Origin of the sequence: Nonomuraea phyllanthi (genome assembly GCF_006334985.2) — a bacterium.
GTDB lineage: Bacteria > Actinomycetota > Actinomycetes > Streptosporangiales > Streptosporangiaceae > Nonomuraea > Nonomuraea phyllanthi.
The window spans coordinates 261,811-287,731 of record NZ_VDLX02000002.1; the positions used below are offsets into that span (position 1 = coordinate 261,811).

The following is a 25,921-nucleotide window of genomic DNA, read 5'->3' on the forward strand; positions in this document are numbered from 1 at the left end:
CGGCCCTCATCTGGTTGGCCCATGCTGGCGGCCATGCTGATCAGAGAGGCGATGCCGGACGATTGGCCCAGCATGTGGGCGTTCATGGAGGGCATCGTGCGGGCCGGTGAGACGTTCTCGTGGGATCGTGGCACCTCCGAATCTCAGGCAAGGCAGATGTGGTTCCCCAAGCCGCCGGGCCGCACGTTCGTCGCCGTGGAGGCGGACGGAACCGTCCTGGGCACTGCCAACAGCGTCCGCAACCACGCCGGCGGCGCCGCACACATCTCCAGCGCGAGCTTCATGGTCGATCCGAGCCACTCCGGCCGGGGAGTCGGCCGGGCGCTCGGCGAGCATGTCCTGGAGCAGGCACGCAAGGACGACTTTCGAGCGATGCAGTTCAACGCGGTTGTGGAGACGAACACCCGGGCGGTGGCGCTGTGGAGGTCACTCGGCTTCGAAGTGATGACCACCCTCCCCGAAGGCTTCCACCATCCGGTGCACGGCTACGTCGGACTGCACATCATGTACCGCCGGCTTTGAGGCACCCCGCGGGACGGGGTCAGGGGCGGAGTTGGGTGGCGTGGTCGCGGGCGAAGTCGGTGAAGGAGCGGGCCGGGCGGCCCATGACCTTCTCGAAGTCCGGCGTCGTGTAGTCGCCCCACCCGCCCGAGTATGCGATCAGATACTCACGGTTGACCGCCGCCATCCACGGCGACAGCCCCGCCTCCAGCATCGAGCGGTGGGCGTCGTCCGGCGTGATCGGCTGGTAGGCGATCGGCGTGCCGTACACCTGGCCGAGGTCGGCGGCGGCGTCCCGCAGTGAGATGCTGGCCGGGCCCGTGAGAGTGTAGGTCCTGCCCTTGTGCGGTGCGGGCGCGCGCAGGACGGTGGCGGCGAAGTCGCCGATGTCGCGCACGTCGATCAGGCCGATCCTGCCCTCGCCCGTGGCGCCGTACAAGGTGTCGCCGTTCACCGAGCCGAGAAGGTTCTGCATGAAGAAGGCCGGGCGGATGATGGTCCAGTCGAGGCCGGACGCGGCGAGCTCGACGTCCGAGAGGGCGTGCAGGCGGCCGTTGCGGGTCGGCGCGTCGTGGGCGGCGCCGATCGCCGACATGCGCACGACGTGGCGCACCCCCGCCTTCCGAGCCGCCCAGACGGCGTTCATGCTGGCGTACGGCGCCTGCGGGCCCATGGCGGTCAGCAGCCACAGCGTCTCCACGCCCGCGAAGGCACGGTCGAGGCTGGCCGGGTCGTCCAGGTCGCCGACCACGACGTCGGCGTCCGACGGGGCCTTGGCCGGGTCACGCACCATGACGCGCACGCCGGCGGTGCCGGACAGGGAGCGGATGACGGAGCTGGAAACGGTGCCGTTGGCACCGGTGATCAGGATGCTCATGCGGTCCAGAATATAGTAAGAATCAGTGACTATCAAGATTGATGACTAAATGGAGGGCGTGACCGTGCGCAGGAGCAGGCGCAAGCAGGACGAGCCAGATCTCGGCATCCTGTCGAGCAGGACCCTTTTCGGCCTGCAGCGCGAGCTGTTCGGGAGGCTGGCAGAGCAGGGGCATCCCGGGCTCAGGCCGCGGCACGGGGCGGTGCTGGCGTACCTGGACGAGGAGGGCAGCAGGGCCACCGACCTGGCCGCGCAGTCGGGGCAGCACAAGCAGGTGATCGGCACGCTGGTGGACGAGCTGGTCGAGCTCGGCTACGTCGAGCGGCAGCCGGACCCGGCCGACCGGCGGGCCAAGCTGATCGTGCCCACCGAGAAGGGGCGCGACCACATGGCCAAGTCGGACGCCATCCTCGCCGCCATGGAGGCGGAGCACGCCAGGGCCGTGGGGGAGCAGGCGTACGCGGAGTTCAAGAGGGTGTTCAGGCTCGTCACCGAGCGCCAGGCGGCGACCGGCGCTCAGCTCAGGTCTGGCGAAGGGACATGACGAGGTAGCGGAAGGCCGGCTGGGCGTCGCCCGGAACGTCCTGGATGAGGGCCGGCCTGGTCGGCGACTCCATGTTGATCCTGGCCAGCTCGCTCTCGATCCCGGTCAGCCCGTCGAGCAGGAACTGCGACTGGAAGGAGATCTGGATGTCGTCGCCGCGCAGCTCGCACCCGACGACCTCGGCGCCCCGCCCGATGTCGCCGCCGCCCGCCTGGATGAGCACCTGCCCCTGGCTGAACGACAGCCGGATCGCCGTGTTGCGCTCGGCCACCAGGGCGACCCGCTTGATCGCGTTGACGAACGGCGCCACCGGCACGTCGGCCCTGATCGACCAGTCGGAGGCCAGCCGGGCACGGTAGTCGATGAACTGCTCGTCGAGCAGCCGCACGGTCGTGCTGCGTCCCACGCTCTCGAACCCGGCCACCCCGTCGCCCATTGCGACGGACACCTCGCCGCCGCGCAGCGACCTGGCCACCTCGACCAGCACCCGGGCCGGGACCATGGCCGAGACGGCGAGGTCAGGGCTGACCGGGCGCCAGCTGAAGTCGCGGGCGGCGATGCGGTAGCGGTCGGTGGCGGCCATCGCCACGGACTCGCCCTCGACGTCGACCCTGATGCCGGTGAGCATGGGGAGCGTGTCGTCGCGGCTGGCCGCGGGCGCGACCTGGCCGACGGCCGAGGCGAACACGCCGCCGCCGATGGCGCCGATGCTCGGCGGCATGGTGGGCATGGTCGGGAAGTCCTCGACCGGCATGGTGATGAGGCCGAACTCGGCGCTGCCGCAGGTCAGCACCGCCTCAGGGCCCTCGGTGACGATCTCGACGTCGTCGGCGGGCAGGCTCCTGCTGATCTCGGCCAGCAGCCGGCCGGGCACGAGCACGCGGCCCTCCTCCGCCACGTCGGCGTCGACCGCCGCCTTCGCGGAGACGTCGTAGTCGAACGCGGACAGGGTCAGCTCGTCGCCCGCCTCCAGCAGCAAACCGGACAGGACGGGCACCACGGGCCGGCTGGGCAGAACTCGGGCAGCCCACGCCACCGCGTCCGCAAGAACATCGCGGTTAACCCGGATTTTCACCTGTTACCACCCCTTCGTCGCGCCGTGCCTCTATGAAAATAGCCGGTACGACCGACAAGTCATGGCGGATGAGACGGAGAGGGCGGTTGCCCCCGGTTCGTGGGGCCCAGCAGGCGTTCGCAGGGCTCAGCGGCTGTTGAGGTAGGCGAGTACGGCGAGCACGCGCCGGTTGTCGTCGTCCGACGGCGCGAGCCCCAGCTTGGCGAAGATGGACGCCGTGTGCTTGGCCACGGCGCTCTCGCTCAGGTAGAGCCGCTGGCAGATGGCGGTGTTGGAGCGCCCCTCCGCCATGGCCTCCAGCACCTCCCGCTCGCGCGGCGTGAGCGCGGCCAGCGGCTCGTTCCTCGCGTTGCTGGCCAGCAGCTTGGCGATCACCTCGGGGTCCATCGCCGTGCCGCCCTCCGCGACCCTGCGGACGGCGTCGATGAACTGCTCGGCGTTGAAGACCCGGTCCTTGAGCAGGTAGCCGATCGCGCCCGAGCCGTCGGCCAGCAACTCCCGCGCGTACAGCTGCTCGACGTGCTGCGACAGCACGAGGATCGGCAGCCCCGGCAGCTGTTTCCTGGCCGCGAGGGCCGCCTGCAGCCCCTCGTCCGTGAACGTGGGCGGGAGCCGTACGTCCACGATGGAGACGTCGGGGCGCAGCTCCAGCAGGCCCTTCAGCAGCTCGGGGCCGCTCTCCACGGCCGCCACGACGGAGTAGCCGTGGGCCTGGAGGAGGTGCACGAGCCCGTCTCTGAGCAGGTAGAGGTCTTCGGCGATGAGTACGCGGTTCTTCATCAGCACCATAGTCTCGCTGGTGACGCGGCTTCGAGCCAGCGGTCCCGGTCGTGGGTGGAGGACAGCCAGATGGCCAGGCCGTGCATGGCCACACCCAGGGTGATCATGCCGATGATGCCCGGCCACTGCCAGGCCGGTGGCAGGTACAGCGCGAGGAACCAGGACTTCTCGTCGAAGCCGATGATCTTGAAGACGGCCGCCACGAACCCCTGCGGGAACGTCGGGCACCAGGCCGTGGCCAGGAGGGCGATGACGGTGAACGTCTTCCAGCGCGGCAGCCTCGACGGCTTGCGCGCCCCGTTCCCCGGCAGCGCCCAGGGCAGGTCCATCGTCACGGTGGTGGGGCCGCCCGGCGGGCTGTTGAGCGCGAGCACCCCGTCGAAGGCGCCCAGCCGGCGCTCGATGCCGGACAGGCCGCTGCCCTTGGCCGGGTCGGCGCCGCCCAGGCCGTCGTCGGTGACCGTGACGCGCAGGTTGGGGCCGGCGGCGCTGATGTCGACCGTCGCCGTGCTCGCGTCTCCGTGCCGGGCGGCGTTGGACAGGAGCTCGCTGACCGCGAAGTACACCGCGGCCTCCACCGGCGCCTCCAGCCGGTTCGGCAGGTCGACGTCCACCGTGACCCGCATCGAGCTGTCCATGGCCAGCGCGCGCACGGCGTCGGCCAGGCCCCGCTCGGCCAGCACGGGAGGATGGATGCCGCGGATCACCCTGCGCAGCTCGGTCAGCGTCTCGGAGGAGGCGTCCCTGGCCTTGGCCAGCAGCGCCTTGGCGGCGGCGGGGTCCTGGTCGACGAGCTGCTCGACCGCACCCAGCGTCATGCCGATCGCGACCAGCCTGGCCTGCGTGCCGTCGTGCAGGTCGCGCTCGATCCTGCGCATCTCGGCCGCCTGCGAGTCGGCCGCCAGGTTGCGCGTCCGCCTCAGATGGCTCACCTGGCTGGCCAGGCGGCTGGCGGCGGTGGCACCGAGCAGGAGCCGGCTCCAGAGGGCGTAGATCCGCAGCCCGCGTACGGGCACCAGGACGAGCACCGGCACCAGCACGATCTTGACCGTCGGATCGGTCACCAGCCAGATCAGGTCGCGCCACGTCGCGGGGTCGCTGATCAGCCACTTCCACCGGTTGTTCCAGGCCGGCATGCGCGGCGTCCGGTAGAGGGTCCGGTCCGAGCGGTACATCCCGTCCGCCTGCGGCACCGGCGGCGGAGGCGGGGGCAGGTACGGGGGCGCGATCTCGACGCCGGTCCAGCCGAGCACCAGCCGCCGGTTGAGCGCGGCCACCCGCCTGACCAGCATGGTCTGCCACGGGAACAGGAACACCAGGCCCATCGTGAACGACAGCACCAGCATGGGCACGCTCAGCACGATCACCGCCACCTCGACGACGAGGAGCGCGAGCAGCGCGGCGATGTGGGCGTACCTCCTGAGCATGCCTCTTAGTCTGCGGCATGAGGGTGTGGGGGGCTACTGCACCTAGGTACACCCTTGCCCGGCATCCAGCCGGATTCCCCGAGAAGTACGTCGTTTCTAGCGTCTATGCCATGAAAGTCATCGAAGTCAGGAACCTGCGCAAGCAGTACCCGAACCACCTGGCGGTCGCCGACGTGTCGTTCGAAGTGGCAGAGGGGGAGATCTTCGGCATCCTGGGGCCGAACGGCGCCGGCAAGACCACCACGGTGGAGTGCGTCGCCGGCCTGCGCAAACGAGACGGCGGCACCGTACGGGTGGCCGGGCTGGACCCGCAGCTGAACAGGGGCGAGCTGCGGCAGGTGCTCGGCATGCAACTGCAGAGCGCCGCCCTCCCGGAGAAGATCAAGGTGTGGGAGGCCATGGACCTGTACGCCTCCTTCTACCCCGACCCCGCCGACTGGCAGGAACTGCTGGACCGGGTGGGGCTGACCGGCAAGCGCGACACGGCGTTCAAGAAGCTCTCGGGCGGGCAGCGCCAGCGGCTCTCCGTCGCACTCGCCTTGGTGGGCCGGCCGCGCGTGGCGGTGCTGGACGAGCTGACCACCGGCCTCGACCCGCAGGCCCGCAGGGACACCTGGGAGCTGGTCGAGCAGGTACGCGAGTCGGGCGTGACGATCGTGCTGGTCACCCACTTCATGGAGGAGGCCGAGCGGCTCTGCGACCGGCTCGCCCTCATCGACGGCGGCTCGGTCGTCGCCACGGACACGCCCGCCGGGCTCGTCGCGCAGGTGGGCGCCGACCAGCGGCTGCGGTTCCGGCCGTCGGCGCCCGTCGACGACGCCGTGCTGCTGGCCGTACCCGAGGTGCGCGAGGTCACCAGGAGCGGCGAGCAGATCGTGGTGAGCGGCACGGGCAACCTGGCCCCGGCCGTCACCCTCGCCCTGGCCCAGCACCAGATCGTGCCAGGGGACCTGCGGATCGAGCAGGCCACGCTGGACGACGCGTTCCTCGCACTGACCGGAAGGAAGCTGTCATGAAGATGCTCCTCATGGAGACCAAGCTGCACCTGCGCGAATGGCCCTTTATGATCTTCACGATCGCGCTGCCCGTCGGCCTGCTGGTGGCGCTGGGCCTCGGCATCCCCGGCATGACCGAGCGGGGCGAGTCGGGGGAGAGGTTCGTCGACACGCAGATGCCGAGCATGATGACGGTGCTCGCACTGATGACGCTGGCCTGCAGCGTGGTGCCGGGGGTCCTGACCACGTACCGCGAGCAGGGGGTGCTCAGACGGTTGTCCACCACCCCGGTGCACCCGGGGAAGCTGCTGGCCACGCAGTTGGTGATCAATCTGGCGGTCGGGACGTTGTCCACGATCCTGCTGATCGTGACCGGAGCGCTCGTGTTCGGGTCGTCGGCGCCGCGGCAGTGGGCGGGGTTCGTGCTGGTCTTCCTGCTCGGCACCGCCACGCTGCTGGCCATGGGCCTGGTGATCGCCGCGGTGTCGCCCAACGGCAAGGTCGCGCCGGGGATCGGGAGCGCCGTGATGTTCCCGCTGCTGTTCCTGGCGGGGCTGTGGGTGCCGCGCGACGTCATGCCGGACGCGCTGCGCACGGTCAGCGACTATTCCGTCGTGGGGCCGTTCGCCCAGGCGCTCAAGGACACCTGGGCGGGGCACGCGCCGCAGACCGCGCACCTCGTGGTGGTGGCCGTCGGGCTGGTGATCTTCAGTGGCCTGGCCGTACGGCTGTTCCGGTGGGAGTGAGGTCAGCGCCCGGCCCACACCGGGCGCGCACCGGTGACCTTGCCCATGAGGGAGTAGACGGAGGACGTGGCCGTGATGAACAGCCGGTTGCGCTTGCGCCCGCCGAACACCAGGTTGGACGTGGGCTCCGGCAGCTTCAGCCGGCCGAGCAGCGTGCCGTCGGGGTCGTAGACCAGCACCGCGCTGCCCGCCGCCGCCCAGACCCGGCCGGTGTCGTCGAGGCGCAGGCCGTCGTAGGTCTCGCGGGGCGTCCCCTCGGCGAAGACCTTGCCGCCCGACAGCGTGCCGTCCTCGCCCACGTCGAACACGCGCAGGTGCCTGGCTTGCGTGTCGGCGACGTAGAGGCGGCTCTCGTCGAGCGAGAACGCCAGCCCGTTGGGACGCGAGAAGTCGTCGGCCACGATCCGGACCTCGCCCGTCACCGGGTCGGCGCGATAGACGTGGCAGCCGTCGATCTCCTGCTCGGCGGCCCAGCCCTCGTAGTTGCTGAGGATGCCGTACGGCGGGTCGGTGAACCAGACGGACCCGTCGGAACGCACCACGACGTCGTTGGGGCTGTTGAACCGCTTGCCCTGCCACCGGTCGGCGATCACCGTGACGGAGCCGTCGTGCTCGGTGCGGGTGACGCGGCGGTTGCCGTGCTCGCAGGAGATCAACCGGCCCTCGCGGTCGAGCGTGTTGCCGTTGACGTAGCCGGACGGCTGCCGGAACGGCCCGACCGTGCCGGTCATCTCGTCCCAGCGCAGCATGCGGTCGTTGGGGATGTCGCTCCAGACCAGGAACCGGCCGGCGGCGAAGTAAACGGGGCCCTCGGCCCAGCGGCAGCCGGTGGCGAGGCGTTCGACGTAGTGATCGCCGCCGATCGCGGCGGCGCGCTCGTCGAGCGCCTCGAACTCAGTGGGGATCGTGTCCGTCATGCCGCCTACCATACGCCGTTCGGTGTACATGGAAAATCACGAGATATCATCTCTTTGTGGATGACATCGACAGGATGCTGATCGGTCTGCTGATGGAGGACGCGACGCGGTCGTACGCGGTGCTCGGCAAGGCGGTGGGGCTGTCCAGCGGCGCCGCGCACGAACGGGTGCGCAAGCTGCGCGAGCGCGGGGTGATCAGGCGCACCACCATCGAGGTGGACCAGGCGGCGCTCGGGCGGGCGGTGACGGCGTACGTGATGGTGGACGGCGGCACGTGGATGGGCGACAGCGCGGACGCCCTGGCGGCGATCCCGGAGGTCGAGGAGGCCCACGTCATCGCGGGGCCCGCGTCGGTGCTGCTCAAGGTGCGCACCGAGGGGCCGCGGGAGCTGCAGGACGTGTTGCGGCGGGTCTTCGAGGTGGACGGTGTCACGGGGACGAAGACGATCGTGGTCCTGGAGACGTTCTTCGAGCGAACCCTTAAGTAATCTCTAGGTATGACGAAGGTCGCCTGGAACACCAAGGAGCTGTCGGTCGGCCAGCTCGCCGAGCGCAGCGGGGTCGCCGTGTCGGCCCTGCACTTCTACGAGGCCAAGGGCCTGATCAGCAGCCGCCGTACGGCGGGCAACCAGCGCCGGTACACGCGCGACACGCTGCGCAGGGTCGCGTTCATCAGGCTGGCCCAGCGCATCGGCATCCCGCTCAAGACCATCAGGGAGGCGCTGTCCGAGCTGCCGGACGAGCGTACCCCCAACCGCGACGACTGGGCCCGGCTGTCGGCCGCCTGGCGCGGGGAGCTGGACGACCGGATCGAGCAGCTCCAGCGGCTGCGCGACGACCTCACCGACTGCATCGGGTGCGGCTGCCTGTCGCTGGACCGGTGCCCGGTGGCCAACCCGCACGACCGGCTGGGGGACGAGGGGCCGGGCGCGCGCCGTATCGACACCCGGCTCTGCCCCCCGCCGTCCTCCTGCACCACCACCCCGGCCCCCGAATGCGCCCCTGCCGCCTGCCCTCCGTCCACCACCCTCCCGGCCGCCTCCTGACCTCCAGGACGGCCGCCGCCGCACCCGAGCTCCCTTTCCACACGGAAAGACCCCACCCGAAGTACGGCGTGGACCGTACTTCGGGTGGGGTCCCCCTGATCAGCGAGAAGTCTGAGCCGGCGGCACGATGAGCGTGGGCCGGTGCGCGTGGTGCAGCACGTGGTTCGACACGCTTCCCAGCAACACCGACCGGACCCCGGCCAGCCCCCGCGACCCGGTGACGATCAGCGAGGCGTCGATCTCGTCGGCCACGTCCACGATCGTCTTCCAGATCGACTCGTTGTCGGCCACCGCCCGATAGGTGACGTCGGTGAGCCCGGAGGCGAGCGCCAGCTCGGCCCCCTCCCGGGCGTGCGCCTCGGCCTGGCCGTGCGCCTCGTCCTCGGTGCCCGGGTCGATGGTGCTGAGAGCCAGCGGGTACTTCTTGAACTGCACGAGCAGCGGCTCCCACACCGTGATGACGACGGTGGGCTCGGCCGCGAGATGCTTGGCGGCGAACTCGATCGCGGCGCGCGCGTCGGCGGACCCGTCGTAGGCGATGAGGACGGTCATGGCGTTTTCCCTTCGCTCTTCACTCGTCCTCTAGAGCACTGGAGCGATCAGGTGCCATTCCTCGAGCGGTTGTCTGCTTGGTCACACCCCGGCCCGGGGCCGGAGGTCAGGACTCGGTGAGGGCGATGAGGATGTGCTCCATGCACGCGTGTCCCGCCCGCTCGGCCGCCGTCGCGTCCCCCGAGGCGATGGCGCGGGCGATGGCGTCGTGGGGGATGTAGCTCTTGTTCAGCGAGGTCCCCGCGGCCGTGATGCTGGCCCGCAGCGCGGCCGAGAAGTCCTCGTACAGGTCGATCAGCACGAGGTTGTGCGTCGCGTGCGCGACGGCCATGTGGAAGGCCAGGTCGGCCTCCACGAAGAAGTCGGGGTCGTCCAGCTCCCAGGCGCGCTCGCGCTCGGCCAGCGCCGCCTCGATGCGGACGATGTCCTCGTCGTTGCGCCGGGTGGCGGCAAGGCGGGCCGACTCCACCTCGAGCGCGCGGCGTACCTCGAGGATCTCCAGCTGCTCGGCCTGCCGGAGCCGTCGCAGCATGGCGCCGGACAGCTCGCTGGTCGCACGGACGTAAGTGCCGTCCCCCTGACGGCACTCGAGCAGCCCGGCGTGCGTGAGCGCGCGTACGGCCTCCCGAACGGTGTTGCGGCCCACTCCGAGCTGCTCGGCGAGCACGGTCTCGGTCGGGATCTTGCCGTTCATCGGCCACGACCCTGAGGTGATCTGCTCCTTGAGCTGATCGATCACCTGGTCGACCAGCGAAGCCCGCTGCGCCGTACGCAGACTCACAGTCCGCCTCCTCCGGGGAAACCAATCATCCTATGAGTCAATGACTGGTAGACCCTAATTATTCCAGACTCTGAACGCCAAATCTGGAGCTCCGGGAGGTTCAGCGGGAAACCGTGGCGTCAGCCGTCACCCCCGCCAGCGCTGATCTGACTCCGGCGGCTTCGAGAGCCTTACGATATGCCGCTGTCTGCTGCATCGTGGACCCGGCCCTGCCGTAGAGGTCGCCCAGCTCGCGCCAGCACCGGGCGGCCTGCCGGTCGGAGCCGAACACCGGCCGGTCCAGCGCGTCGAGCGCCTGGTGCGCGTCGCGCAGATGCGCGGACGCGTCGCCCTCCTGGTCGATCGCGACGGTGGCCAGCACGAGGTGGGCCTCGGCGGGCGTCGTGCCGGTGCCGCTGTCAAGGGCCGCCCGCGCCAGCTCGGCCGCGCCCGCCGGGTCGCCGGCGCGCAGCCGGACCCGGGCGTGCACGATCAGGCTCTCGCCGTGCTCGCCCGCGGTGGCGGGGGAGGCGGCGAACGCCTTGGACGCGGCGGAGACCAGCCGCTCGGCCTCGTCGTTGGGGGCCCTTCCCAGCCTGGCCCAGTGCATGGCGGTCCTGGCGAGCCGCAGTGCCAGGCGGGCCTGCCGACCGGCCGTGATCGCGTCGTCGGCCAGGCGCACGGCCAGCGCGGAGTCCTCGCCGGCAGCGGCGGCGGCGCTCGCGTGCCACAGCCCGTGGATCTCCTCGGAACGGTCCACAACCTCAGGAACGCCTGCCAGGCCCAGCACGCGCCGGACGTAGCTCAGCTCGGGGGAGTCGCCGCTCGGGCCGCTGTACGCCTCGACGAGGGCGGCGGCCAGGTCGGCGGCGAGCTCGCCCTGCGTGATGGCCAGCCGCTCGGCCTGCTCCAGCGCGGCGCCGGCCAGGTCGCGGGCGCGCAGCCGGTCGCCGGCCCGCTGGTAGCAGCGGCTCAGCGCGATCGTGATCGGGAGGTCGGCCAGCCGCTCGGGATGGGCCGCGGCCTCCCTGCGCAGGCGCTCGAACGCCTCCACCGCCTGACCGAGCCGGCCCTGGGCCTCCAGGGCGCGGGCCCTGCCGAACCGCGCCTGCGCGGTCAGCATGGCGTTCTCCTCGTCGGCCGCCTTCACGATCTCCGTGAAGCGGTCGGCGGCGACGGCGGGGTCGCCGTGCTGCAGCTCCAGCTCGGCGTGGCGCAGCCCGAGCTCGGTGTCGATGCGCTGCCGAGGCTCGATCCCGTGAAGGAGGAACTCGGTCGTGCACCCCAGCCGCTCGGCCAGGAGCCGCGCCACGACCGGGGTCGGGGTGCGCTTGCCTGACTCAATGAGCGAGACATAACTGTCAGACAGGTCGGGTCCGGCCAGCTGGGCCTGGGACATCCGCCTGTTCAGCCGCAATCCGCGGACGCGGTCACCGATGGTTCCCTGACTCGGCATCTCATCTCTCAAGGCGGGGAAGGGTCAACAACACGCAATGATTGCATGAAGTAGCCGAATCGGGTATCCCTGCGTGAAGAATTCCCCGCCGGGAGATTAATCGTCGCTCTCGTCGCCGCTGGGAAAAAGCATGCCGCAGACCTCGAGGTACAGGGTCTCCGGATACGGAATGTACTCGACCGTGGACAGAGCCTGATCCTGACCGGCTGACTCGAGGATGAACTCACCGTAACCGAGCATGCGCCCAAGCAGAGATCTTTGGAAGCTCATGTCGGTGACCTTCCCCAAAGGCATCATCGCGACCTTGCGCGTGATGAGCCCGGTGGTCAGCAACATGCGCTTGGAAGTCACCACAAAGTAATCGACCGACCACTCGGCGACTTTCCATACGAAACGGACGAGCAGGAGCAGCCAGAGCCACCACACGACCACGAGGGCCGTGCCGCCCTGATCGCTGCCGCCGAAGAACTTGCTGAGCAGTCCGGCGACGATCAGCCCCGCGAGCACCTCGGCGACCGGGCGCAGCAGGATGGCCGGGTGTCGCCGGACCATGATGAACTGTTGTTCCTGGGGGAGGAGGTAGCGGTTGACCGACGACGGAGCGGAGTCCCCGTGGGTCACCAGTCTCATGAGAGGCTGTTCACAAATTGAGCCAGCGAGTCGGCCGCGTTGAACACCGTGTCGAACGCTCCTCTCACCGCGTCCGCGGCGTCAGATGGTCGTGCGAAGAGGTAGTACGCGACAAATGCGATACCACCGTATGAGAGGACTTTTTTGACCTGCACCGTCGCCTCCGTGCCTTACCCACTCCACCCGCCCTCTACATTACCCACCCGGATGCCCGGGTAAAGGTGAGTTGGCAGGTTAGATCTGATCTTGGTTAGCCTCGTTCACTGGCCACCAGAGCCAGGACGTGAAGGTGCTTGCGCGCGATGCGCTCCACAAGACTCGGGTGGGCGTAGCCGGTGACCTCCAGCGCGCCGTAGTGCGCGGCCTCGACGCACCGGGTTACGGTGGTCGTGGAATGGATGCCGGCGAACTCGTCGCACAGCACCGACTCCACCTCCGCGTACGGAGTCGGGTCCGCCTCGGTGTGATCGGTCATCATGCTCCCCACGCGCATGCGGAAGTTGCCTTCCTGTCTCTTCGTACCCATCTAACAACAGTATGTAACGAAGCGATGACGTTGCGTGATGAGACGCGGGCTTTTCAGGGCGCGTCGCGGAGCCGGATCCGCGCCATGCCGCCGAGGCCGGATTTCGGTGCGTGTCAGACGACGCCGTAGAGGCGGTCGCCCGCGTCGCCGAGGCCCGGCACGATGTAGCCGTTCTCGTTGAGCCGCTCGTCGAGCGCGGCGGTCACGACGCGGACGGGCTTGCCGGAGCCGGCGAACACCTTGTCCATATAAGCCAGCCCCTCGGGGGCGGCCAGCAGGCAGATCGCCGTGACGTCCACGGCACCCCGGTCGAACAGGAACCGCACGGCCGCCGCCAGCGTGCCGCCGGTGGCCAGCATGGGGTCGACGACGAAGCACTGGCGCCCCGACAGGTCGTCGGGCAGCCGCGTGGCGTACGTCTCGGCCTGGAGGGTGGACTCGTTCCTGATCATGCCGAGGAACCCGACCTCGGCCGTGGGCAGCAGCCGCGTCATGCCGTCGAGCATGCCGAGGCCCGCGCGCAGGATGGGCACCACGAGCGGGTGCGGCTTGGCCAGCCGTACGCCGTGGGCGGGCGCGACGGGCGTCTCGACGGTGACGTCGGTGATGCGCACGTCGCGGGTGGCCTCGTACGCGAGCAGCGTCACCAGCTCGTCCGCCAGCCTGCGGAACGTCGGCGAGTCGGTGCGGACATCGCGCAGCGCGGTCAGCTTGTGCGCCACGAGCGGATGATCGACGACGAGGGTCTCCATGGGCCACCACGCTATCTGGTGCCGTACCTGGATGCCGAGCCCCCTCCTCGCACCTCAGGTCATCGGTTTTGATCACAATTTGGTCGGAGAGCCACACGGGCGGTGCCCGGTTCTGGAACGATTGGGTGCTGGTGATATCTGTCGTGTCAGAGGTCGGGTGGGGATGGCGATGACAGACGAAGACGCGCTCGACTTCGCCATCGTGGTCTATCGCGAGGACGAGCGCTGGGACGCCGAGCTGCTGCCTGTCACGCTCACGTCGGACCTGAAGGGGCTGATCCACGCCCTGCGCCAGCAGCCGAGCGAGAGCAGCACGATCGGCCTCGTCGCGGTGGGCGACGAGTTCTTCGTGGCGCTACGGGTCTTCGGCGAGCGGGTCGACGTCTTCCTGTCCGACATCGCCGCCTCGTGGGACTTCCCGCTGGCGCGCCAGGTGCTCGACTATCTCGACGTGCCCGTGCCGGACGAGGAGGAGCTCGACGAGATCCTCCAGGACGAGGAGACCGTGCTCCCCGCCGGAGATCTGTCCATCTTCGCCGATCTCGGATTGGACGAGATGGAGCTGGGCATCCTTTCCGGCGACATCGATCTGCTGCCCGAAGACGTGTTGTCCAGCATCGCCGCGCGGCTCGGCTTCTCCGAGCCGTTCGAGCGAGCCATCGAATCGGTCTTCAACTGATCCCCCTGGAGCAAGGACATGGCGTCCAACACCTTCTCCGCGGCCTTCGTCAGGACCTCCGACGGCTGGAACGGGGCCGAGGTCGACCTGACCGAGGCCGAGATCGTCGACGACTTCGGCGACGCGGTCATGGAGACGCTGGGGCTCACCGGTGACGAGCTGGCCCTGCTCTGCGTCGAGGTGGAGGACGAGTGGTTCGCCATCGTCCGTTACCGGGGCGCGGACGAGCCGCGGGTCTTCCTGTCCGACGTGCACGCGGTGCTCTCCGACAGCCTGGGTGAGTTGTTCGCCGAGTTCGCGGGCGTGGCGCCCGACAAGGAGGGCAACGGCCTCGGCGTGCGCCCGGCCGGTGACTTCGAGCTGCTCGGCGACCTGGGGGTGAGCTCCGAGGAGCTGCTGGAGCTGAGCATGGAGGAGGGCATGCTGCCGGCCGACATCCTGTCGGTGATCGCCGAGCGGCTGTCCTTCGCCGACGAGCTCGACCGGCTGCGGTGACCCGGCGCGCGCCGTGACCCACGAGGAGGCCATGCGCCTGGCGCTGGCGGAGGCCGTCACGGCGGGCGCCAGGGGCGAGATCCCCGTGGGCGCGGTGGTGCTCGGCCCGCTCGGCGAGGTCCTGTCCGCGGCGGGCAACGACCGCGAGTCCTCCGCCGACCCGACGGCGCACGCCGAGGTGCTCGCGCTCAGGCAGGCGGCCATGGGGCGGGGGCAGTGGCGGCTGGGCGGCTGCACGCTCGTGGTCACTTTGGAGCCGTGCACGATGTGCGCGGGCGCGGCGGTGCAGGCCAGGGTCGACCGGATCGTGTACGGCGCCGTGGACGAGAAGGGCGGGGCCGTGGGCTCGCTCTGGGACGTCGTACGCGATCGCCGGCTCAACCATCGGCCCGAGGTCGTCATGGGGGTGCTGGAGGGCGAGTGCTCGTCCGTACTAAAGCGGTTCTTCGCCACTCGCAGGATCCGGTAAGCTCGTGCGCGGTGGTGTCGCCTAGTGGCCGAGGGCGCACGCCTCGAAAGCGTGTGATGGGGCAACTCATCCGTGGGTTCAAATCCCACCACCACCGCCGTGTGATGTCCCAGGGCATCGGAAACCCTCGAACCTACGGGTTCGGGGGTTTCGTCGTTTCCGGCTTTTCCTGAGGCTGGTAGTCGCGGGTGGGGTCGATGGTCAGCTCGCGGAGGAGTTCTCCGGTGACGGCGTCGACGACGCGGACGTGCAGGTCGTCGACCAGGAGGATGACGTGGGTTCGGGCGTGGGTTCGTCCGATGCCGATGTGGTGGAGCCGGCCGCCCAGGCGCAAGGTGACCACGCCGGAGGGGTCGATGCGGTCATGGCGCACCCGGGTGTGGGTGTCGGCGTCGCGGCTGCCGGCGGGAAGGGCCTTGGGCAGGGCGTGGTCCTTGCGGAGCCGGACGATCAGCTCGACGGTGTCGGCGTCGATCGCGTTCGGTGAGCTCCGCGGCCGTCGCGACCTTGGCTCGAACGCCGCTTCCCCCTCGGCCCGGTAGCGGGCCACCAGCTTGGACACCCAGCCTTTGGACACCCCGTAGGAGCGGGCAACCTCCGCCTGGGACCGTCCCTCGACGACAACGGCGGTGATGACAACTCTGGCCTTGGACACACCGCCCAGGCTCTTGATCGCGACAGTTTCCTATGTCTCGAGACACACCCCACCGAAGTTTCCTATGTCTTGCGACATGGGTTTCCTATGTCTTGGACCAGCACACCACCACCGCCGCCGTGTGATGTCCCAGGGCATCGGAGACCCTCGAACCTACGGGTTCGGGGGTCTCGTCTTTCCGGGGGTGGCCTGAGGCTGGAGAGGAAACGCCCTCTCAGCATTCCCGCATCGCGGCGCGGGCCTGCTCGGTGGACATGGGAGGGGCCGGCAGGGGTTGGGCCGCGGTGGCGCGCAAGCCGTCCAGGGCCAGGGCGAGGTGCCGCCGCCAGGCTCCCGGCGCCACCTTGTGGGTGGCTCTGACGGTCGCCGCCACTCCCCAGACCACGAAGGCCATGTCGGGGAGCGTGACGTCGGCCCGCAACTTCCCGGCTCGCTGGGCGTGTTCGAGGATCTCCCGCATCATGCCGTACCCGCGATCCCCGTCCACCCCGGCCGTGCGTGCGGCGTGAACCAAAGGTCAACCAGACTCTCCAGATGGTTCAGAGGCACCTCTTTCTGAGAGAGGGCTTTCGCCATCTCCGGTCAGCCGGGCAGCTCCAGGACCCTGGCGTGCAGGATCGAGCGCTGGTGCAGGGCCGCGCGCAACGCGCGGTGCAGGCCGTCCTCCAGATAGAGCTCGCCCTGCCACTGCACCACGTGCGGAAAGAGATCGCCGTAGAACGTGGAGTCGGCCGCGAGCAACGAATGCAGGTCCAGCATGGCCTTCGTGGTGATCAAAGAGTCGAGCCGGACCTGCCGTGGCGGTATCTGCGCCCACTCGCGGTGGCTCAGACCGTGGTCGGGATAAGGACGTCCGTCGCCGACAAGCTTGAAGATCACCCCCCTGATTTTAGGAGAGAATCCGATTCCTTGCGTTGTCGTGGCGCGTCAGCGCAGCTCAGCCGTCGCGCAGTCGTTCGGGCGGCCGTTTTCGTAGCCGCGTCGGAAGGCGTTCACGCGTTGTTCGGAGCTGCCGTGCGTGAACGATTCAGGATCGATTCTGCCGGTGGTCCGTCGCTGGATTCTGTCGTCTCCGACCGCCGCCGCCGCGTCCAGTGCCTCGGATATTTCCGCCGGCGTGAAGGGCTTGTCGTAGAAACCGGTCCTGACCGCGTTGTGCGCCCAGACGCCCGCGTAACAGTCGGCCTGGAGTTCGACGGGGACCGAGGAGCCGCCCTGGCCGCCGAGCGCGCCGAGCACGTCCTGCACGTGGTGGCCGTACTCGTGGGCGATCACGTACGCCTGCGCGAACGGCCCGCCCTTGGCGCCGAACTGCTCGTGGAGCTGGTCGAAGAAGCTCAGGTCGAGGTAGACGCGCTGGTCGCCGGGGCAGTAGAAGGGGCCGACCGCGGAGCTGGCCGTGCCGCAGCTCGTGCGTAACCGGCCGGAGTACAGGATCGTCTTGGCCTGACGATATTCGGAAATTTCCTGCTTCCAGTAGTCCTGGATGCTGTTGACCACGCCGACCACGCGGCACCGCTCCGACTGGTCGGCGTCCTTGCCCGTGTGGCACTGCTCCGACAGGTTGGCTGGGGGCCGCCGCTGGGCCGGCTCGGCGCCGCCGCCCACGTTGTTCAGCACGAAGACGAGCACGAGCGCGATCAGGCCGATGATGCCGCCACCACCGATGATCATGCCTCCGCCGGGGAAACCGCCACCGCCGCCGCCTCCGGCGTCCTCCACCTGCGAGGGGTCGAGTTCGACGTCGTCTCTGAAATCCATTCTGACGTCCTTCCGGGGGGATACCGCCGCCTGACAGCTTCCCCGGCGGGCCGGCTAAATGCCTCCGGAGAACGTGTCGCACCGCTTCGGGTCCCCGCTGTCGTACCCGATACTGAACCACTTCTCCCGCTGCCGCGACGTGCCGTGCGTGAACGCGTCGGGGGTCACCCGGCCCTGCGTGCGGCGCTGGATGCTGTCGTCCCCGACCGCCGCCGCGGCGCTGAGCGCCTGGTCGACATCGCTCTTGGAGAACGGCTCGCGGAAGAAGCCGGTCTTGACCGCGTTGTGCGCCCAGACGCCCGCGTAGCAGTCTGCCTGGAGCTCCAGCCGTACCGACGGGCTGTCGGCGCCCGGCCGGCCGCCGGGGCCGACCTCGCGCATGGTGCCGAGCAGGTCCTGCACGTGGTGGCCGTACTCGTGGGCCACCACGTACGCCTGCGCGAACGGCCCGCCCTCCGCGCCGAAGTCGCGCTGGAGCGTGTTGAAGAACGTCAGGTCGAGGTAGACCTTGCGGTCGGCCGGGCAGTAGAACGGCCCCACGTCCGCGTCGGCCGCGCCGCAGCCGGTGTTGACCTCCCGCGAGAACAGCACGGTCTTCGCGGGTCTGTACGCCCCGCGCCCGCGCTCCTGGAACACCTGCCGCCAGTACGACTGGATGCTGTTGACCGTGCCGACGACCCGGCAGTCCGCGGACTGGTCGGCGTCGGCCCCCGTACGGCAGCGCGAGGCCAGGTTGCCCGTCGGCGACTGCGCGGGCGGTGCGCTCGGCTGCCGCCCCCCGCCCTGCCGCCCGCCGTTCCCGCCGCCGGTGAACGGCGAGGGGATGATCCCGAACAGGAACAGCCCGGCCACCGCCAGCACCAGGATGAGGCAGCCGCCGCCCCGGCCCGCGAACGGCAGCATGCATCCGCCTCCGCCGAAGGGCAGCATGCACCCGCCACCCCCGCCGCCGAGCCGCGGACCAGAGGCCCGCGCGTCCTCGACCTGCGACGGATCCAGCTGCGCGTCGTCGTCGAACTGCATGCCTCCCCTCATCCCCCGTGACGTTACAGTTACGCGGAGCAATGTTATATACGTGGGAAATTTGGCATATGTCCGCTAATCTGCCGACATGACGGGTGGATTGATCGGGATCGCGCTGGTTTCCCTGGGCATGGTGCTCACCCCGGGGCCGAACATGATTTATCTGGTCTCGCGATCCATCACCCAGGGCCGCCGGGCCGGCCTGATCTCCCTCACCGGCGTCGTCCTCGGCTTCCTCCTCTACCTGACGGCGACCTGCCTGGGGCTGACGGCGGTCTTCGCGTACGTGCCGGCCGCGTACACCGCGCTCAAGCTGGCCGGCGCCGCGTACCTACTGTGGATGGCCTGGAACGCCCTCAAACCGGGCGGCATCTCGGCCTTCCAGCCGCGCGAACTCGTACCGGAACGTCCGCACAAGCTGTTCGGCATGGGGCTGCTGACCTGCCTGCTCAACCCCAAGATCGCCATCGTGTACCTGTCGCTGCTGCCGCAGTTCATCGACCCGGCGATGGGGCACGTCCTGCTGCAGAGCCTCGCGCTCGGCTCGGTCCAGATCGTGGTCGCGACCACGGTGAACGCCCTGATCGCGATCTCGGCGGGCGCCCTGGCCGCCTTCCTGGCCCGCCGCCCCCTCTGGCTGCGCGTCCAGCGCTACGTCACCGGCACGGTGCTCGGCATCTTCGCCATCCGCATGGCGACGGACCGCTCGAAGGCTTTCGTCGCCGTCTGATCGCTCACCCGGCGGTGAGCTTCGCGACGTCGGGGGCGTAGACGGTCATCCAGTGCGGGTGCAGCCGGTAGTAGACCACCTCGTTGTCCCAGTCGAAGGCGTCCTCGCCGTAGAAGTCCTGGAAGTACGCGAGCAGTTCCGGCCAGTCCGCGGCCGGCTCGCCGCCCTCGGGATTGAGCACCTCCACCGTGCCGTGCGTGAACACCCCCAGGTCCTCGCCCCGCATGTGCGCGACGCTGGCGGCGGGCCGGGCGGCCAGATGGCGGGCCTTGGCAGCGGTGCGCGCCGTGCCGAAGTGCCACTTCCCGTGCAGGAAGTGCCCGTCCGCGCCGCTGACCCGCGGCTCCCCCTTGGCCGTCACGGTGGACAGGGCGAGTGTGCACATGCCGGTCAGGACCCGGGTCAGCTGCTCCGCGGTCATGGTGCGCTCGGTGACGATCGAGCGCAGGTGGGCGGTGGAGCGGGACAGGGAGGCGTCGAGCAGGGCCTGGAGCTCGCGGAGTTCTTCCGGCGTTTCACGCATCCCGCCACTGTAGCCACGCCTCTTGCGCACGGTCACCGTGTCCAGAGGTCGTACGGATGGCGTCCGGCCCGGAACCCCTGGGCCTCCACCATGGCCACCGCGTCCGTGAAGCCGTGCGCGACCCCGCCGGGGGCGTGGGCGTCGCTGCCGAAGGTGACCGCCTCGCCGCCTTCGTCCCGCCACCAGCGCACGATCTCCGGAGCAAGCAGCCCCCGCGTGTTCACCTCCAGGATCCGGCCGCCGTCGGCGAGCGCGCGCAGGGCATGCCGGAACTCGTCCTGGAACGCGTACGGATCGAACGGCCCCTCCCGCGCAGGCCAGTAGCGGATCGGGTAGTCGATGTGGGCGAGCACGCCGAACCGGTCCGAGCCCTTCACCAGGCGCGGAATCTCGGCCAGGTAGTCGCGGATGACCTCGGTGGCCGGGCGCCGACGATAGAGGTTCGGCGGCTCGGCGAACCGCGCGCCGAGCGGCAGGCAGTGCAGCGAACCGAGCACCCGGTCGAACCGCCCGGCGTCGAGCAGCCGCGCCGCCTCGTCACCGTGCCAGTGCGGCTCGCCCAGCTCCACCCCGCTGATGACGCGCAGGCCCGGAAAGCGATCCCGGCAGCGTTGCAGGCATTCCAGATATCCGTCGAGGTCCAGTTTCGGCGGCGCCACCGTTCCGTCCGGGGTGAGGAACGCCTTGATGTGCTCGTAACCGTCGAGCTCCCCGGCGATGACCATCCATTTCGTGAAGTCGGCGTGCTCGGTGAAGGCGATCGCGGGCAGGCCCAGTTCCACCGCCCGCGCGCAGGTCCGCTCCATCGCGCCGTCCGGCGCGTCCCACGACCATTCGCTGTGAACGTGACCATCCGCGGGCAGCACCAGAACCCCGTCCTTTTCGCCGCAACTGATTCCACGGTAACCCGGAGATCGTCCTGGCCTCCAGGGAGGAAATGTGAGGAGGACGACGGAAATCGGAACCCATCATGATTCCGAGTTGTGATCCACATGCGGAATGATCACCTGCCATGAAGAAAGCAATCGCATTAGCCGCGGCCTGTGGCGCGCTTATGGTGACCGCCGTTCCCGCCCAGGCGGCGCCCAAGGACCCCGTGCGCGCGCTGAAGGCCAAGCTGGCACCCGGACATGGGGTGCGCTTCACGGACACCGTCACCTGGTCCGACGGCATCGACGAGCGCGGGGCCCGCGACAGCAAGGGCGTCTTCCAGTTCGACAAGAAGGGCGTCGCCGCCTTCGACATCTCGATGGATTCCGGCTACGAGAAGCAGCGGGTCATCTCCATCGGGAAGACCGGCTACTACTCGGGCACCTACCTGGAAAGACTGCTCCCCAAGGGCAAGACCTGGTTCAAGGCCGCCGGCGGCGCCATTCCCGACTCCTGGGCGCAGTTCCTCAACCCGGCCGAGCCCAAGACGCTGGCCGCCCTCATCAAGAACGGGAAGTCGAAGGGCGACTCCGTCACCGGCTCGATCACCGTGAAGGAACTCAAGACGGTCTCGGCCTGGGTCGGCGCCGCGAAAATCGGCAACGAACACAACGACATCGAAATCTCCTACACCCTCACCCTGTCCTCGGCGGGGCTGGTGAGCAGGGCGCGGAGTTCGTACACGATGACGGAGGACGGTGAGAGCCAGTTCATCACCGTCGACAGCCGCTACACGGGGTGGGGCAGCAAGGTGTCGGTCAAGGCACCGGACCCTGACACCGTGACCACCAAGTGGCGCTGACCTTCCGCCGTTCTTCGCGGCCGTCGGCCGTCTTCGGCGTGCGTGTGCGGATGATCAGCGAATGCCGGCCGGGACCCGAAGGTCCGTGCAGAGGTAGAGCCGGTTGACGTCCTCAGGGACGCCCGCCGCACGGGTTGCCGCGACTTCGTCGATCAGCAGGTCGTAGCCGGGGCCGGTCCGACCCTCGTAAGAGGCGGTCATCCGGCCCCATTCGTCCCAGGGCAGGGTCTCCATCTTCCACAGCGCTGCCAGGTGGCGGATCGACCATGTCGGAAGCCTCACTGAGAGCCGGTCAATCCTCCAGGGTCTCCGCGCCGAGGAACGGCAGGTCGAGAATGTCCGAGGAGAAGGCGAGACCGGTGATGCCGCTCGCCAGGGCGAACGACCTTTCCAGCGGGTGGTCGATCTCCGCCCCGTCGGAATCGTGGTCGGGATCCAGCCCGACCTCGCGCATCTTGTCGACGAGGCGGTCCGGATCGCTGCCCGACCGGGCGTTCGGGAGGGCCGGGTCGAACCAGACGGCCGGAGTGCCGTCGACGATGTAGGCGAAAGTGTCGGAGGCGTAGTCGTGGCGGCAGACCGACACGAGTTCGGTCCCTCGCGAGACCGGAGTGTAGATCCCGGAGTCGACGGCGAGCTGCCATCCTCCCGGTTCGACGACCAGGGTCCAGTCGCCGACCTTGGCGGCGCCGATGAAGCCGGCCGCGTCGTCCCTCATGGTCTCCGTGGAGCGCTCGAACAGCTCGTCGAATGCCACCTCCTCCATGGTGTCCTCCTCCACGCCGAACCGCCGCAGGACTTCCTCCGGGGAGAGCGCGCGGACGAAGGACACGCAGTAGATGTCCTCTAATGTCTCGTGCCCGGGAAAGGACGACAGGTCTTCGGGGGTCATGGTCGCTCCTTTGATCGCGTGAGCGGCATGATCGCAGTCGTGTCCGACAACTCCTGACATTTGTCCAAGACGGATGGCCGGCGGCCGATGCATCCTTCCCGCATGAGTGAGTACGACGTTGTGCACTTGCATGGGATGCACGTGGTCCGCCACGGTTCGCGGCAGGCGCCCCCGCTGCTGCTCATCCACGGATCGGGGGCCTCGGGCGCCACGTGGAGCCCCGTCGTCCCGGCGCTGGCGGGCCACCATCACGTCATCCAGGTCGATCTCCCGGGCTGCGGCCAGTCGCCGCCCGTGCCGTCGTACGAGGTGCCCCTGCAGGCGCGCCGGGCGGCGGACATGCTGGACGACCTCGGCCTGTGCCCCGTCGCCGTGGCGGGGCACTCCAGCGGCGGGTACGTCGCCACCGCGCTCGCCGAACAGCGCCCCGAGCTGGTGAGCTCCCTCACGCTGATCAGCTCTGGCCCGCGTCCCGACGCGCTGCTCCCGCAGCCGTTCGTCGTCCAGGCGCTGACGGCCCCGCCCCTCGGCCCGGTCCTCTGGTCGATGCGTTCGGACGGGATGATCCGCAAGGGGTTCAGGGCGACGGCCGCCCGCCAGGTGGATATCCCGGACGAACTGGTCGCCGGGATGAAGGGCATCACGTACCGCGCGTTCAGGAAGGTCCTCCACGAGAACGGCACGTACATCGCCGAACGGAGCGTTCCCGAGCGTCTGGCCGCGCTCAAGACCCCGGTCCCGGTGCTGGTGATCTTCGGTGCCGCCGACCCCCGCTGGGATCCGGCCTCGGCGCACCAGTACGACGCGGTGCCGAACGCGCGGGTCGAGCTGCTGCCCGGCGTCGGGCACACCCCCATGCTGGAAGCGCCCGAGGCGACCGGCGAGCTGATGGTGGCCTTCACGGCCACGGGCGCCGGCAGCCCGCCCGTGGTTCCCGAGACGTAGATTGGTCATGTGCTAGGGACACCGCTCGACTGGGCGAAGGTGGAGGTCGCGGTCCCGCGCCCCTCCGCCCGGCTGCCGGGGGTCAGCATGGCCGGGTTCCGGCAGCGCGCCCCCGCGCTCGTGGACATCGAGATGGTGGCGCACCCGTCCGTCACGCTCCTCTTCGACCTGGGCGAGGGCGACGGCGTCGTCTACGACGCCCAGGGCCGGCACGAGCGCGGCAGCGTCGTCATCGGGCTCCTGCCCGGCGATCTCCGGGCGGGCGGCGCCGCGGGCGCGTGCCTCCAGATCCGGCTGGAGCCCGCCGTGGCGGCCGCGGTGCTCGGGGCCTCGACCGAGCTCAGCGGCACGGTGGCACCCTTCGAGGAGGTCTGGGGCCGCGACGCCGAGCAGGTCCTCGACACGCTGCGCGCCACCAGGTCGTGGGACGAACGGTTCGCGATCGCGGCGGACATGCTCGGCCGGCGGCTCGCCGCCCGCCCGCGGGTCGACCCGGAGGTCACCCACACCTGGCGGCGCACCCTCACCAGCCAGGGGCGGGTACGGGTCGAGGGCCTGGCGGACGAGGTCGGCTGGAGCCGCAAGCGCCTGTGGTCCCGCTTCCGGTCTCAGCTCGGCATCAGCCCCAAACGCGCCGCCCGGTTGGTACGGTTCGACCACGCCGCCCACCTCCTCGCGGCCGGCCACGCCGCCGCCGGCGTCGCCACCGAGAGCGGCTACGTCGACCAGTCCCACCTCCACCGCGAGGTGAAGGAGTTCTCGGGGCTCACGCCCACGGCCGTGGCCGTTGCGCCGTGGCTCGCGATCGACGACGTCGCATGGCCGTCCCGCAGCCCTGTCCCGCCGGGGTGAAATTCGGTGGCGTACGCGCGGCGGCCGTCGTTAGCGTGACGCGGTGATCTACGAGCATCCTCTGGCGTACGTGCTGGCCCTCGAAGGCATTGCCCTCATGCGGTCCTACACCGGTGAGCACGACCGCGCGTTCGTGGAGGCGCGAGTGGCCGAGATCCGCAAGTTCCTCGACGACGACTCCCTGGCCGACGCCGCGGTCGAGGTGACGCGCGTGGACACCGTGGAGGGGTACCGGATCTGGTCGCAGACGTACGACGGGCCCAACACCGCGTTCGACCTCGACGAGCCGTTCATCCGCGAGATCGTCGACGCCCTGCCGCCCGGCGACGCGCTGGACGCGGCGTGCGGCACCGGCAGGCTGGCGGCCTACCTGGCCGGTCGCGGCCACCGGGTGCGCGGCGTGGACAGCTCGCCCGACATGCTGGAGCGGGCGCGCCTGCGGGTGCCGCAGGCGGAGTTCCTGCAGGGCGACCTGTCCTCCCTGCCGGTGCCCGACGCGTCCGTCGACCTGGTGGTCTGCTCGCTAGCGCTGACGCATGTGCCCGTGCTCGACCCGGTGCTGGCCGAGTTCGCCCGGGTGCTGCGGCCGGGCGGGCATGTGGTGCTCGCCGACATCCATCCTGAGGGCGTGGCGCGCGGGGTCGTCCCGCCCGTACGGCTGCCGGACGGGCGGCCGGCGAGAGTGGCCACCTACCGACATCTGGTCGGCGACTACCTCAGGGCCGGGCTGGCGGCGGGCCTGCAGGTGCGGCGCTGCGAGGAGCCCCGGCACGCGGAAGGGGAGCCGCAGGCGCGGACCGACGTCCTGGAGCCGTGGGACGTGTGGCCGTGGGCGCTGTGCGACCTGGCGCCCGAGGCGGCGCACGCGGCCATCGCCGGGACGCCGTCCATGCTGTTCTGGCACTTTCAGCGCTGATCCGATGCAGAGGTAGGGAGGCCGCTTCGGGGCGGCGCGCCCTATCACGCGCGCAGTCTCAGCGTGCCGGCTCACTTCCAGGCACCCGCACCGCCGGCACCGTGATTCGAACGCACCCGAGACCCACGGTGAGTTATCTGGCCGCCGGAGACCGGCGGCACCGGGGAATGGCTACTGAAGGATGGTGGAGATCTCCCCGGACGGGCGGACGTCGTAGATCTTCTCGGAGGGTCCGGCGGCGGAGGCCGAGAAGGCGGTCGCAGCGCCGATACCGAGCGTAAGAAGACCGGCTACGGCCACAACGGCGAGCTTCTTGAGCAGTCTGACGTGTGTCACGAGACCTCCCGTGCGATACGAAGATGGAGGGGTGATGCTAATGGACACGGACCCGAAGCAGAAACGCTTATGGTGTCCCGCCCGACTCATCCGGCGGCATCCAGCGCGCCCGCAGCGCGCTGCGCCGGCCCGATCCCACCGTGTGGCCATCCGGAACGGACGCCGTGGGCGACGTCCTGCCGTGGTCCCTCCCGGTCAGTAGTCTGCAAGACATATGTAAGCCTGCACATCTAAACATGCACATGTGAGCAAAGACGCCGGAAATAAACACGAAGACGGCGTTCTATCCGTTATCGCCGCGAATGAGCCAGATCATCTCCTTGCATTGC

Annotated in this window: 35 protein-coding genes and 1 tRNA gene; 15 read left to right on the forward strand and 21 right to left on the reverse strand. The window is 69.6% G+C overall.

Annotated features, from left to right (window positions below; translation table 11 throughout):
* Positions 1 to 21: 21 nt before the first annotated feature.
* Complete coding sequence (locus FH608_RS06745) at positions 22 to 522, forward strand: GNAT family N-acetyltransferase (protein WP_139629491.1); 501 nt, start codon at positions 22 to 24, stop codon at positions 520 to 522.
* Positions 523 to 541: 19 nt separating this feature from the next.
* On the opposite strand, the gene FH608_RS06750 is transcribed toward FH608_RS06745, so the two are convergent.
* A complete protein-coding gene (locus FH608_RS06750; RefSeq protein ID WP_226899073.1) occupies positions 542 to 1,378 on the reverse strand; it encodes an SDR family oxidoreductase in 837 nt (278 codons plus the stop codon).
* Between the two features lie 58 nt (positions 1,379 to 1,436).
* Here FH608_RS06750 and FH608_RS06755 point away from each other — a divergent pair, with 58 nt between their 5' ends.
* Entirely contained in the window at positions 1,437 to 1,922 is a 486-nt protein-coding gene (locus tag FH608_RS06755; RefSeq protein WP_226899075.1) for a MarR family winged helix-turn-helix transcriptional regulator, read from the forward strand.
* Here FH608_RS06755 and dnaN read toward each other — a convergent pair.
* The 3 genes from dnaN to FH608_RS06770 all read right to left on the reverse strand — a co-directional run bounded on the left by dnaN (position 1,900) and on the right by FH608_RS06770 (position 5,204).
* Complete coding sequence (gene dnaN / locus FH608_RS06760; protein WP_139629493.1) at positions 1,900 to 2,997, reverse strand: DNA polymerase III subunit beta; 1,098 nt, start codon at positions 2,995 to 2,997, stop codon at positions 1,900 to 1,902. The two genes, FH608_RS06755 and dnaN, sit on opposite strands and share 23 nt — an antisense overlap.
* A 126-nt stretch (positions 2,998 to 3,123) precedes the next feature.
* Complete coding sequence (locus FH608_RS06765) at positions 3,124 to 3,777, reverse strand: response regulator transcription factor (RefSeq protein WP_193318268.1); 654 nt, start codon at positions 3,775 to 3,777, stop codon at positions 3,124 to 3,126.
* The gene (locus FH608_RS06770; protein WP_139629495.1) at positions 3,777 to 5,204 is read right to left on the reverse strand and encodes a sensor histidine kinase; all 1,428 of its coding nucleotides are present in this window, start codon (positions 5,202 to 5,204) and stop codon (positions 3,777 to 3,779) included. Before FH608_RS06770 ends, FH608_RS06765 begins: the two co-directional genes overlap by 1 nt.
* Positions 5,205 to 5,314: 110 nt before the next feature.
* Here FH608_RS06770 and FH608_RS06775 point away from each other — a divergent pair, with 110 nt between their 5' ends.
* Positions 5,315 to 6,220 carry an ABC transporter ATP-binding protein gene (locus FH608_RS06775; protein ID WP_139629497.1) on the forward strand — a complete coding sequence of 302 codons (906 nt, stop codon included), beginning with the start codon at positions 5,315 to 5,317 and terminating at the stop codon, positions 6,218 to 6,220.
* Positions 6,217 to 6,945 carry an ABC transporter permease gene (locus FH608_RS06780; protein ID WP_139629499.1) on the forward strand — a complete coding sequence of 243 codons (729 nt, stop codon included), beginning with the start codon at positions 6,217 to 6,219 and terminating at the stop codon, positions 6,943 to 6,945. The genes FH608_RS06775 and FH608_RS06780 overlap by 4 nt, the downstream gene beginning before the upstream one ends.
* A 2-nt stretch (positions 6,946 to 6,947) precedes the next feature.
* On the opposite strand, the gene FH608_RS06785 is transcribed toward FH608_RS06780, so the two are convergent.
* On the reverse strand, positions 6,948 to 7,862 hold the full coding sequence (locus tag FH608_RS06785; RefSeq protein ID WP_139629501.1) for an SMP-30/gluconolactonase/LRE family protein: 915 nt from the start codon (positions 7,860 to 7,862) through the stop codon (positions 6,948 to 6,950).
* Between the two features lie 56 nt (positions 7,863 to 7,918).
* On the opposite strand from FH608_RS06785, the gene FH608_RS06790 reads away from it, so the two are divergent.
* The gene (locus FH608_RS06790; protein WP_226899077.1) at positions 7,919 to 8,350 is read left to right on the forward strand and encodes an Lrp/AsnC family transcriptional regulator; all 432 of its coding nucleotides are present in this window, start codon (positions 7,919 to 7,921) and stop codon (positions 8,348 to 8,350) included.
* Between the two features lie 9 nt (positions 8,351 to 8,359).
* Complete coding sequence (gene soxR, locus FH608_RS06795) at positions 8,360 to 8,908, forward strand: redox-sensitive transcriptional activator SoxR (protein WP_139629503.1); 549 nt, start codon at positions 8,360 to 8,362, stop codon at positions 8,906 to 8,908.
* A 99-nt stretch (positions 8,909 to 9,007) separates the two neighbouring features.
* Here soxR and FH608_RS06800 read toward each other — a convergent pair whose 3' ends face one another.
* The 6 genes from FH608_RS06800 to upp all read right to left on the reverse strand — a co-directional run bounded on the left by FH608_RS06800 (position 9,008) and on the right by upp (position 13,584).
* On the reverse strand, positions 9,008 to 9,460 hold the full coding sequence (locus tag FH608_RS06800; RefSeq protein ID WP_139629505.1) for a universal stress protein: 453 nt from the start codon (positions 9,458 to 9,460) through the stop codon (positions 9,008 to 9,010).
* Between the two features lie 106 nt (positions 9,461 to 9,566).
* Entirely contained in the window at positions 9,567 to 10,241 is a 675-nt protein-coding gene (locus FH608_RS06805; protein ID WP_139629507.1) for a FadR/GntR family transcriptional regulator, read from the reverse strand.
* Between the two features lie 100 nt (positions 10,242 to 10,341).
* Entirely contained in the window at positions 10,342 to 11,676 is a 1,335-nt protein-coding gene (locus FH608_RS06810) for a helix-turn-helix domain-containing protein (RefSeq protein WP_139629509.1), read from the reverse strand.
* Between the two features lie 96 nt (positions 11,677 to 11,772).
* Positions 11,773 to 12,306, reverse strand: a complete 534-nt coding sequence (locus FH608_RS06815) for a PH domain-containing protein (RefSeq protein WP_139629511.1) — start codon at positions 12,304 to 12,306, stop codon at positions 11,773 to 11,775.
* A gap of 250 nt (positions 12,307 to 12,556) precedes the next feature.
* Positions 12,557 to 12,832 (reverse strand): hypothetical protein, encoded by a 276-nt coding sequence (locus FH608_RS06820; RefSeq protein WP_394367654.1) that lies wholly within the window; start codon positions 12,830 to 12,832, stop codon positions 12,557 to 12,559.
* Between the two features lie 113 nt (positions 12,833 to 12,945).
* Complete coding sequence (gene upp, locus FH608_RS06825) at positions 12,946 to 13,584, reverse strand: uracil phosphoribosyltransferase (RefSeq protein WP_139629513.1); 639 nt, start codon at positions 13,582 to 13,584, stop codon at positions 12,946 to 12,948.
* Positions 13,585 to 13,747: 163 nt separating this feature from the next.
* Between upp and FH608_RS06830 the strand changes: the two genes are divergently transcribed.
* The 4 genes from FH608_RS06830 (at position 13,748) to FH608_RS06845 (ending at position 15,324) form a co-directional block, all read left to right on the forward strand.
* Positions 13,748 to 14,263 carry a tRNA adenosine deaminase-associated protein gene (locus FH608_RS06830; protein ID WP_394367655.1) on the forward strand — a complete coding sequence of 172 codons (516 nt, stop codon included), beginning with the start codon at positions 13,748 to 13,750 and terminating at the stop codon, positions 14,261 to 14,263.
* Positions 14,264 to 14,281: 18 nt separating this feature from the next.
* Positions 14,282 to 14,758 (forward strand): tRNA adenosine deaminase-associated protein, encoded by a 477-nt coding sequence (locus FH608_RS06835; protein ID WP_139629517.1) that lies wholly within the window; start codon positions 14,282 to 14,284, stop codon positions 14,756 to 14,758.
* Between the two features lie 13 nt (positions 14,759 to 14,771).
* Positions 14,772 to 15,227 carry a tRNA adenosine(34) deaminase TadA gene (gene tadA, locus FH608_RS06840; protein ID WP_226899079.1) on the forward strand — a complete coding sequence of 152 codons (456 nt, stop codon included), beginning with the start codon at positions 14,772 to 14,774 and terminating at the stop codon, positions 15,225 to 15,227.
* 10 nt (positions 15,228 to 15,237) lie between these two features.
* Positions 15,238 to 15,324: transfer RNA gene (locus FH608_RS06845), tRNA-Ser, on the forward strand.
* Positions 15,325 to 15,360: 36 nt separating this feature from the next.
* On the opposite strand, the gene FH608_RS06850 is transcribed toward FH608_RS06845, so the two are convergent.
* The 5 genes from FH608_RS06850 to ypfJ (FH608_RS06870) form a co-directional block, all read right to left on the reverse strand.
* The gene (locus tag FH608_RS06850; protein ID WP_226899187.1) at positions 15,361 to 15,900 is read right to left on the reverse strand and encodes a helix-turn-helix domain-containing protein; all 540 of its coding nucleotides are present in this window, start codon (positions 15,898 to 15,900) and stop codon (positions 15,361 to 15,363) included.
* Positions 15,901 to 16,096: 196 nt separating this feature from the next.
* Positions 16,097 to 16,396 carry an SbtR family transcriptional regulator gene (locus FH608_RS06855; RefSeq protein ID WP_139629519.1) on the reverse strand — a complete coding sequence of 100 codons (300 nt, stop codon included), beginning with the start codon at positions 16,394 to 16,396 and terminating at the stop codon, positions 16,097 to 16,099.
* A gap of 68 nt (positions 16,397 to 16,464) precedes the next feature.
* On the reverse strand, positions 16,465 to 16,761 hold the full coding sequence (locus FH608_RS06860) for a type II toxin-antitoxin system VapB family antitoxin (protein ID WP_139629520.1): 297 nt from the start codon (positions 16,759 to 16,761) through the stop codon (positions 16,465 to 16,467).
* A gap of 48 nt (positions 16,762 to 16,809) precedes the next feature.
* Positions 16,810 to 17,643: a KPN_02809 family neutral zinc metallopeptidase gene (gene ypfJ / locus FH608_RS06865; protein WP_139629521.1), complete on the reverse strand. Its 834-nt coding sequence runs from the start codon at positions 17,641 to 17,643 to the stop codon at positions 16,810 to 16,812.
* Between the two features lie 54 nt (positions 17,644 to 17,697).
* Positions 17,698 to 18,666 (reverse strand): KPN_02809 family neutral zinc metallopeptidase, encoded by a 969-nt coding sequence (gene ypfJ / locus FH608_RS06870; protein WP_139629522.1) that lies wholly within the window; start codon positions 18,664 to 18,666, stop codon positions 17,698 to 17,700.
* An 88-nt stretch (positions 18,667 to 18,754) separates the two neighbouring features.
* On the opposite strand from ypfJ (FH608_RS06870), the gene FH608_RS06875 reads away from it, so the two are divergent.
* A complete protein-coding gene (locus FH608_RS06875; protein WP_139629523.1) occupies positions 18,755 to 19,396 on the forward strand; it encodes a LysE family translocator in 642 nt (213 codons plus the stop codon).
* A gap of 4 nt (positions 19,397 to 19,400) precedes the next feature.
* Here the strand turns inward: FH608_RS06875 and FH608_RS06880 are convergent, their stop codons facing one another.
* Positions 19,401 to 19,919, reverse strand: coding sequence for a pyridoxamine 5'-phosphate oxidase family protein (locus FH608_RS06880; protein WP_139629524.1), 519 nt, complete (start codon positions 19,917 to 19,919; stop codon positions 19,401 to 19,403).
* A gap of 32 nt (positions 19,920 to 19,951) precedes the next feature.
* A complete protein-coding gene (locus FH608_RS06885) occupies positions 19,952 to 20,785 on the reverse strand; it encodes a PHP domain-containing protein (RefSeq protein ID WP_226899081.1) in 834 nt (277 codons plus the stop codon).
* A gap of 188 nt (positions 20,786 to 20,973) precedes the next feature.
* Here FH608_RS06885 and FH608_RS06890 point away from each other — a divergent pair, with 188 nt between their 5' ends.
* Entirely contained in the window at positions 20,974 to 21,651 is a 678-nt protein-coding gene (locus tag FH608_RS06890) for a hypothetical protein (protein WP_193318269.1), read from the forward strand.
* 54 nt (positions 21,652 to 21,705) lie between these two features.
* Here FH608_RS06890 and FH608_RS51300 read toward each other — a convergent pair whose 3' ends face one another.
* Both FH608_RS51300 and FH608_RS06900 read right to left on the reverse strand, forming a co-directional pair.
* On the reverse strand, positions 21,706 to 21,933 hold the full coding sequence (locus FH608_RS51300; RefSeq protein ID WP_193318270.1) for a hypothetical protein: 228 nt from the start codon (positions 21,931 to 21,933) through the stop codon (positions 21,706 to 21,708).
* A gap of 10 nt (positions 21,934 to 21,943) precedes the next feature.
* Positions 21,944 to 22,543, reverse strand: coding sequence for a DUF6461 domain-containing protein (locus FH608_RS06900; protein ID WP_139629527.1), 600 nt, complete (start codon positions 22,541 to 22,543; stop codon positions 21,944 to 21,946).
* 102 nt (positions 22,544 to 22,645) lie between these two features.
* On the opposite strand from FH608_RS06900, the gene FH608_RS06905 reads away from it, so the two are divergent.
* The 3 genes from FH608_RS06905 to FH608_RS06915 are packed head-to-tail and all read left to right on the forward strand — an operon-like array spanning position 22,646 to position 25,256.
* Positions 22,646 to 23,488, forward strand: coding sequence for an alpha/beta fold hydrolase (locus FH608_RS06905; protein ID WP_226899083.1), 843 nt, complete (start codon positions 22,646 to 22,648; stop codon positions 23,486 to 23,488).
* 9 nt (positions 23,489 to 23,497) lie between these two features.
* A complete protein-coding gene (locus FH608_RS06910) occupies positions 23,498 to 24,340 on the forward strand; it encodes a helix-turn-helix domain-containing protein (RefSeq protein ID WP_226899084.1) in 843 nt (280 codons plus the stop codon).
* Positions 24,341 to 24,383: 43 nt separating this feature from the next.
* Entirely contained in the window at positions 24,384 to 25,256 is an 873-nt protein-coding gene (locus tag FH608_RS06915; protein WP_139629528.1) for a class I SAM-dependent methyltransferase, read from the forward strand.
* 171 nt (positions 25,257 to 25,427) lie between these two features.
* On the opposite strand, the gene FH608_RS51305 is transcribed toward FH608_RS06915, so the two are convergent.
* A complete protein-coding gene (locus tag FH608_RS51305) occupies positions 25,428 to 25,592 on the reverse strand; it encodes a hypothetical protein (RefSeq protein WP_153265570.1) in 165 nt (54 codons plus the stop codon).
* Positions 25,593 to 25,921 lie beyond the last annotated feature (329 nt).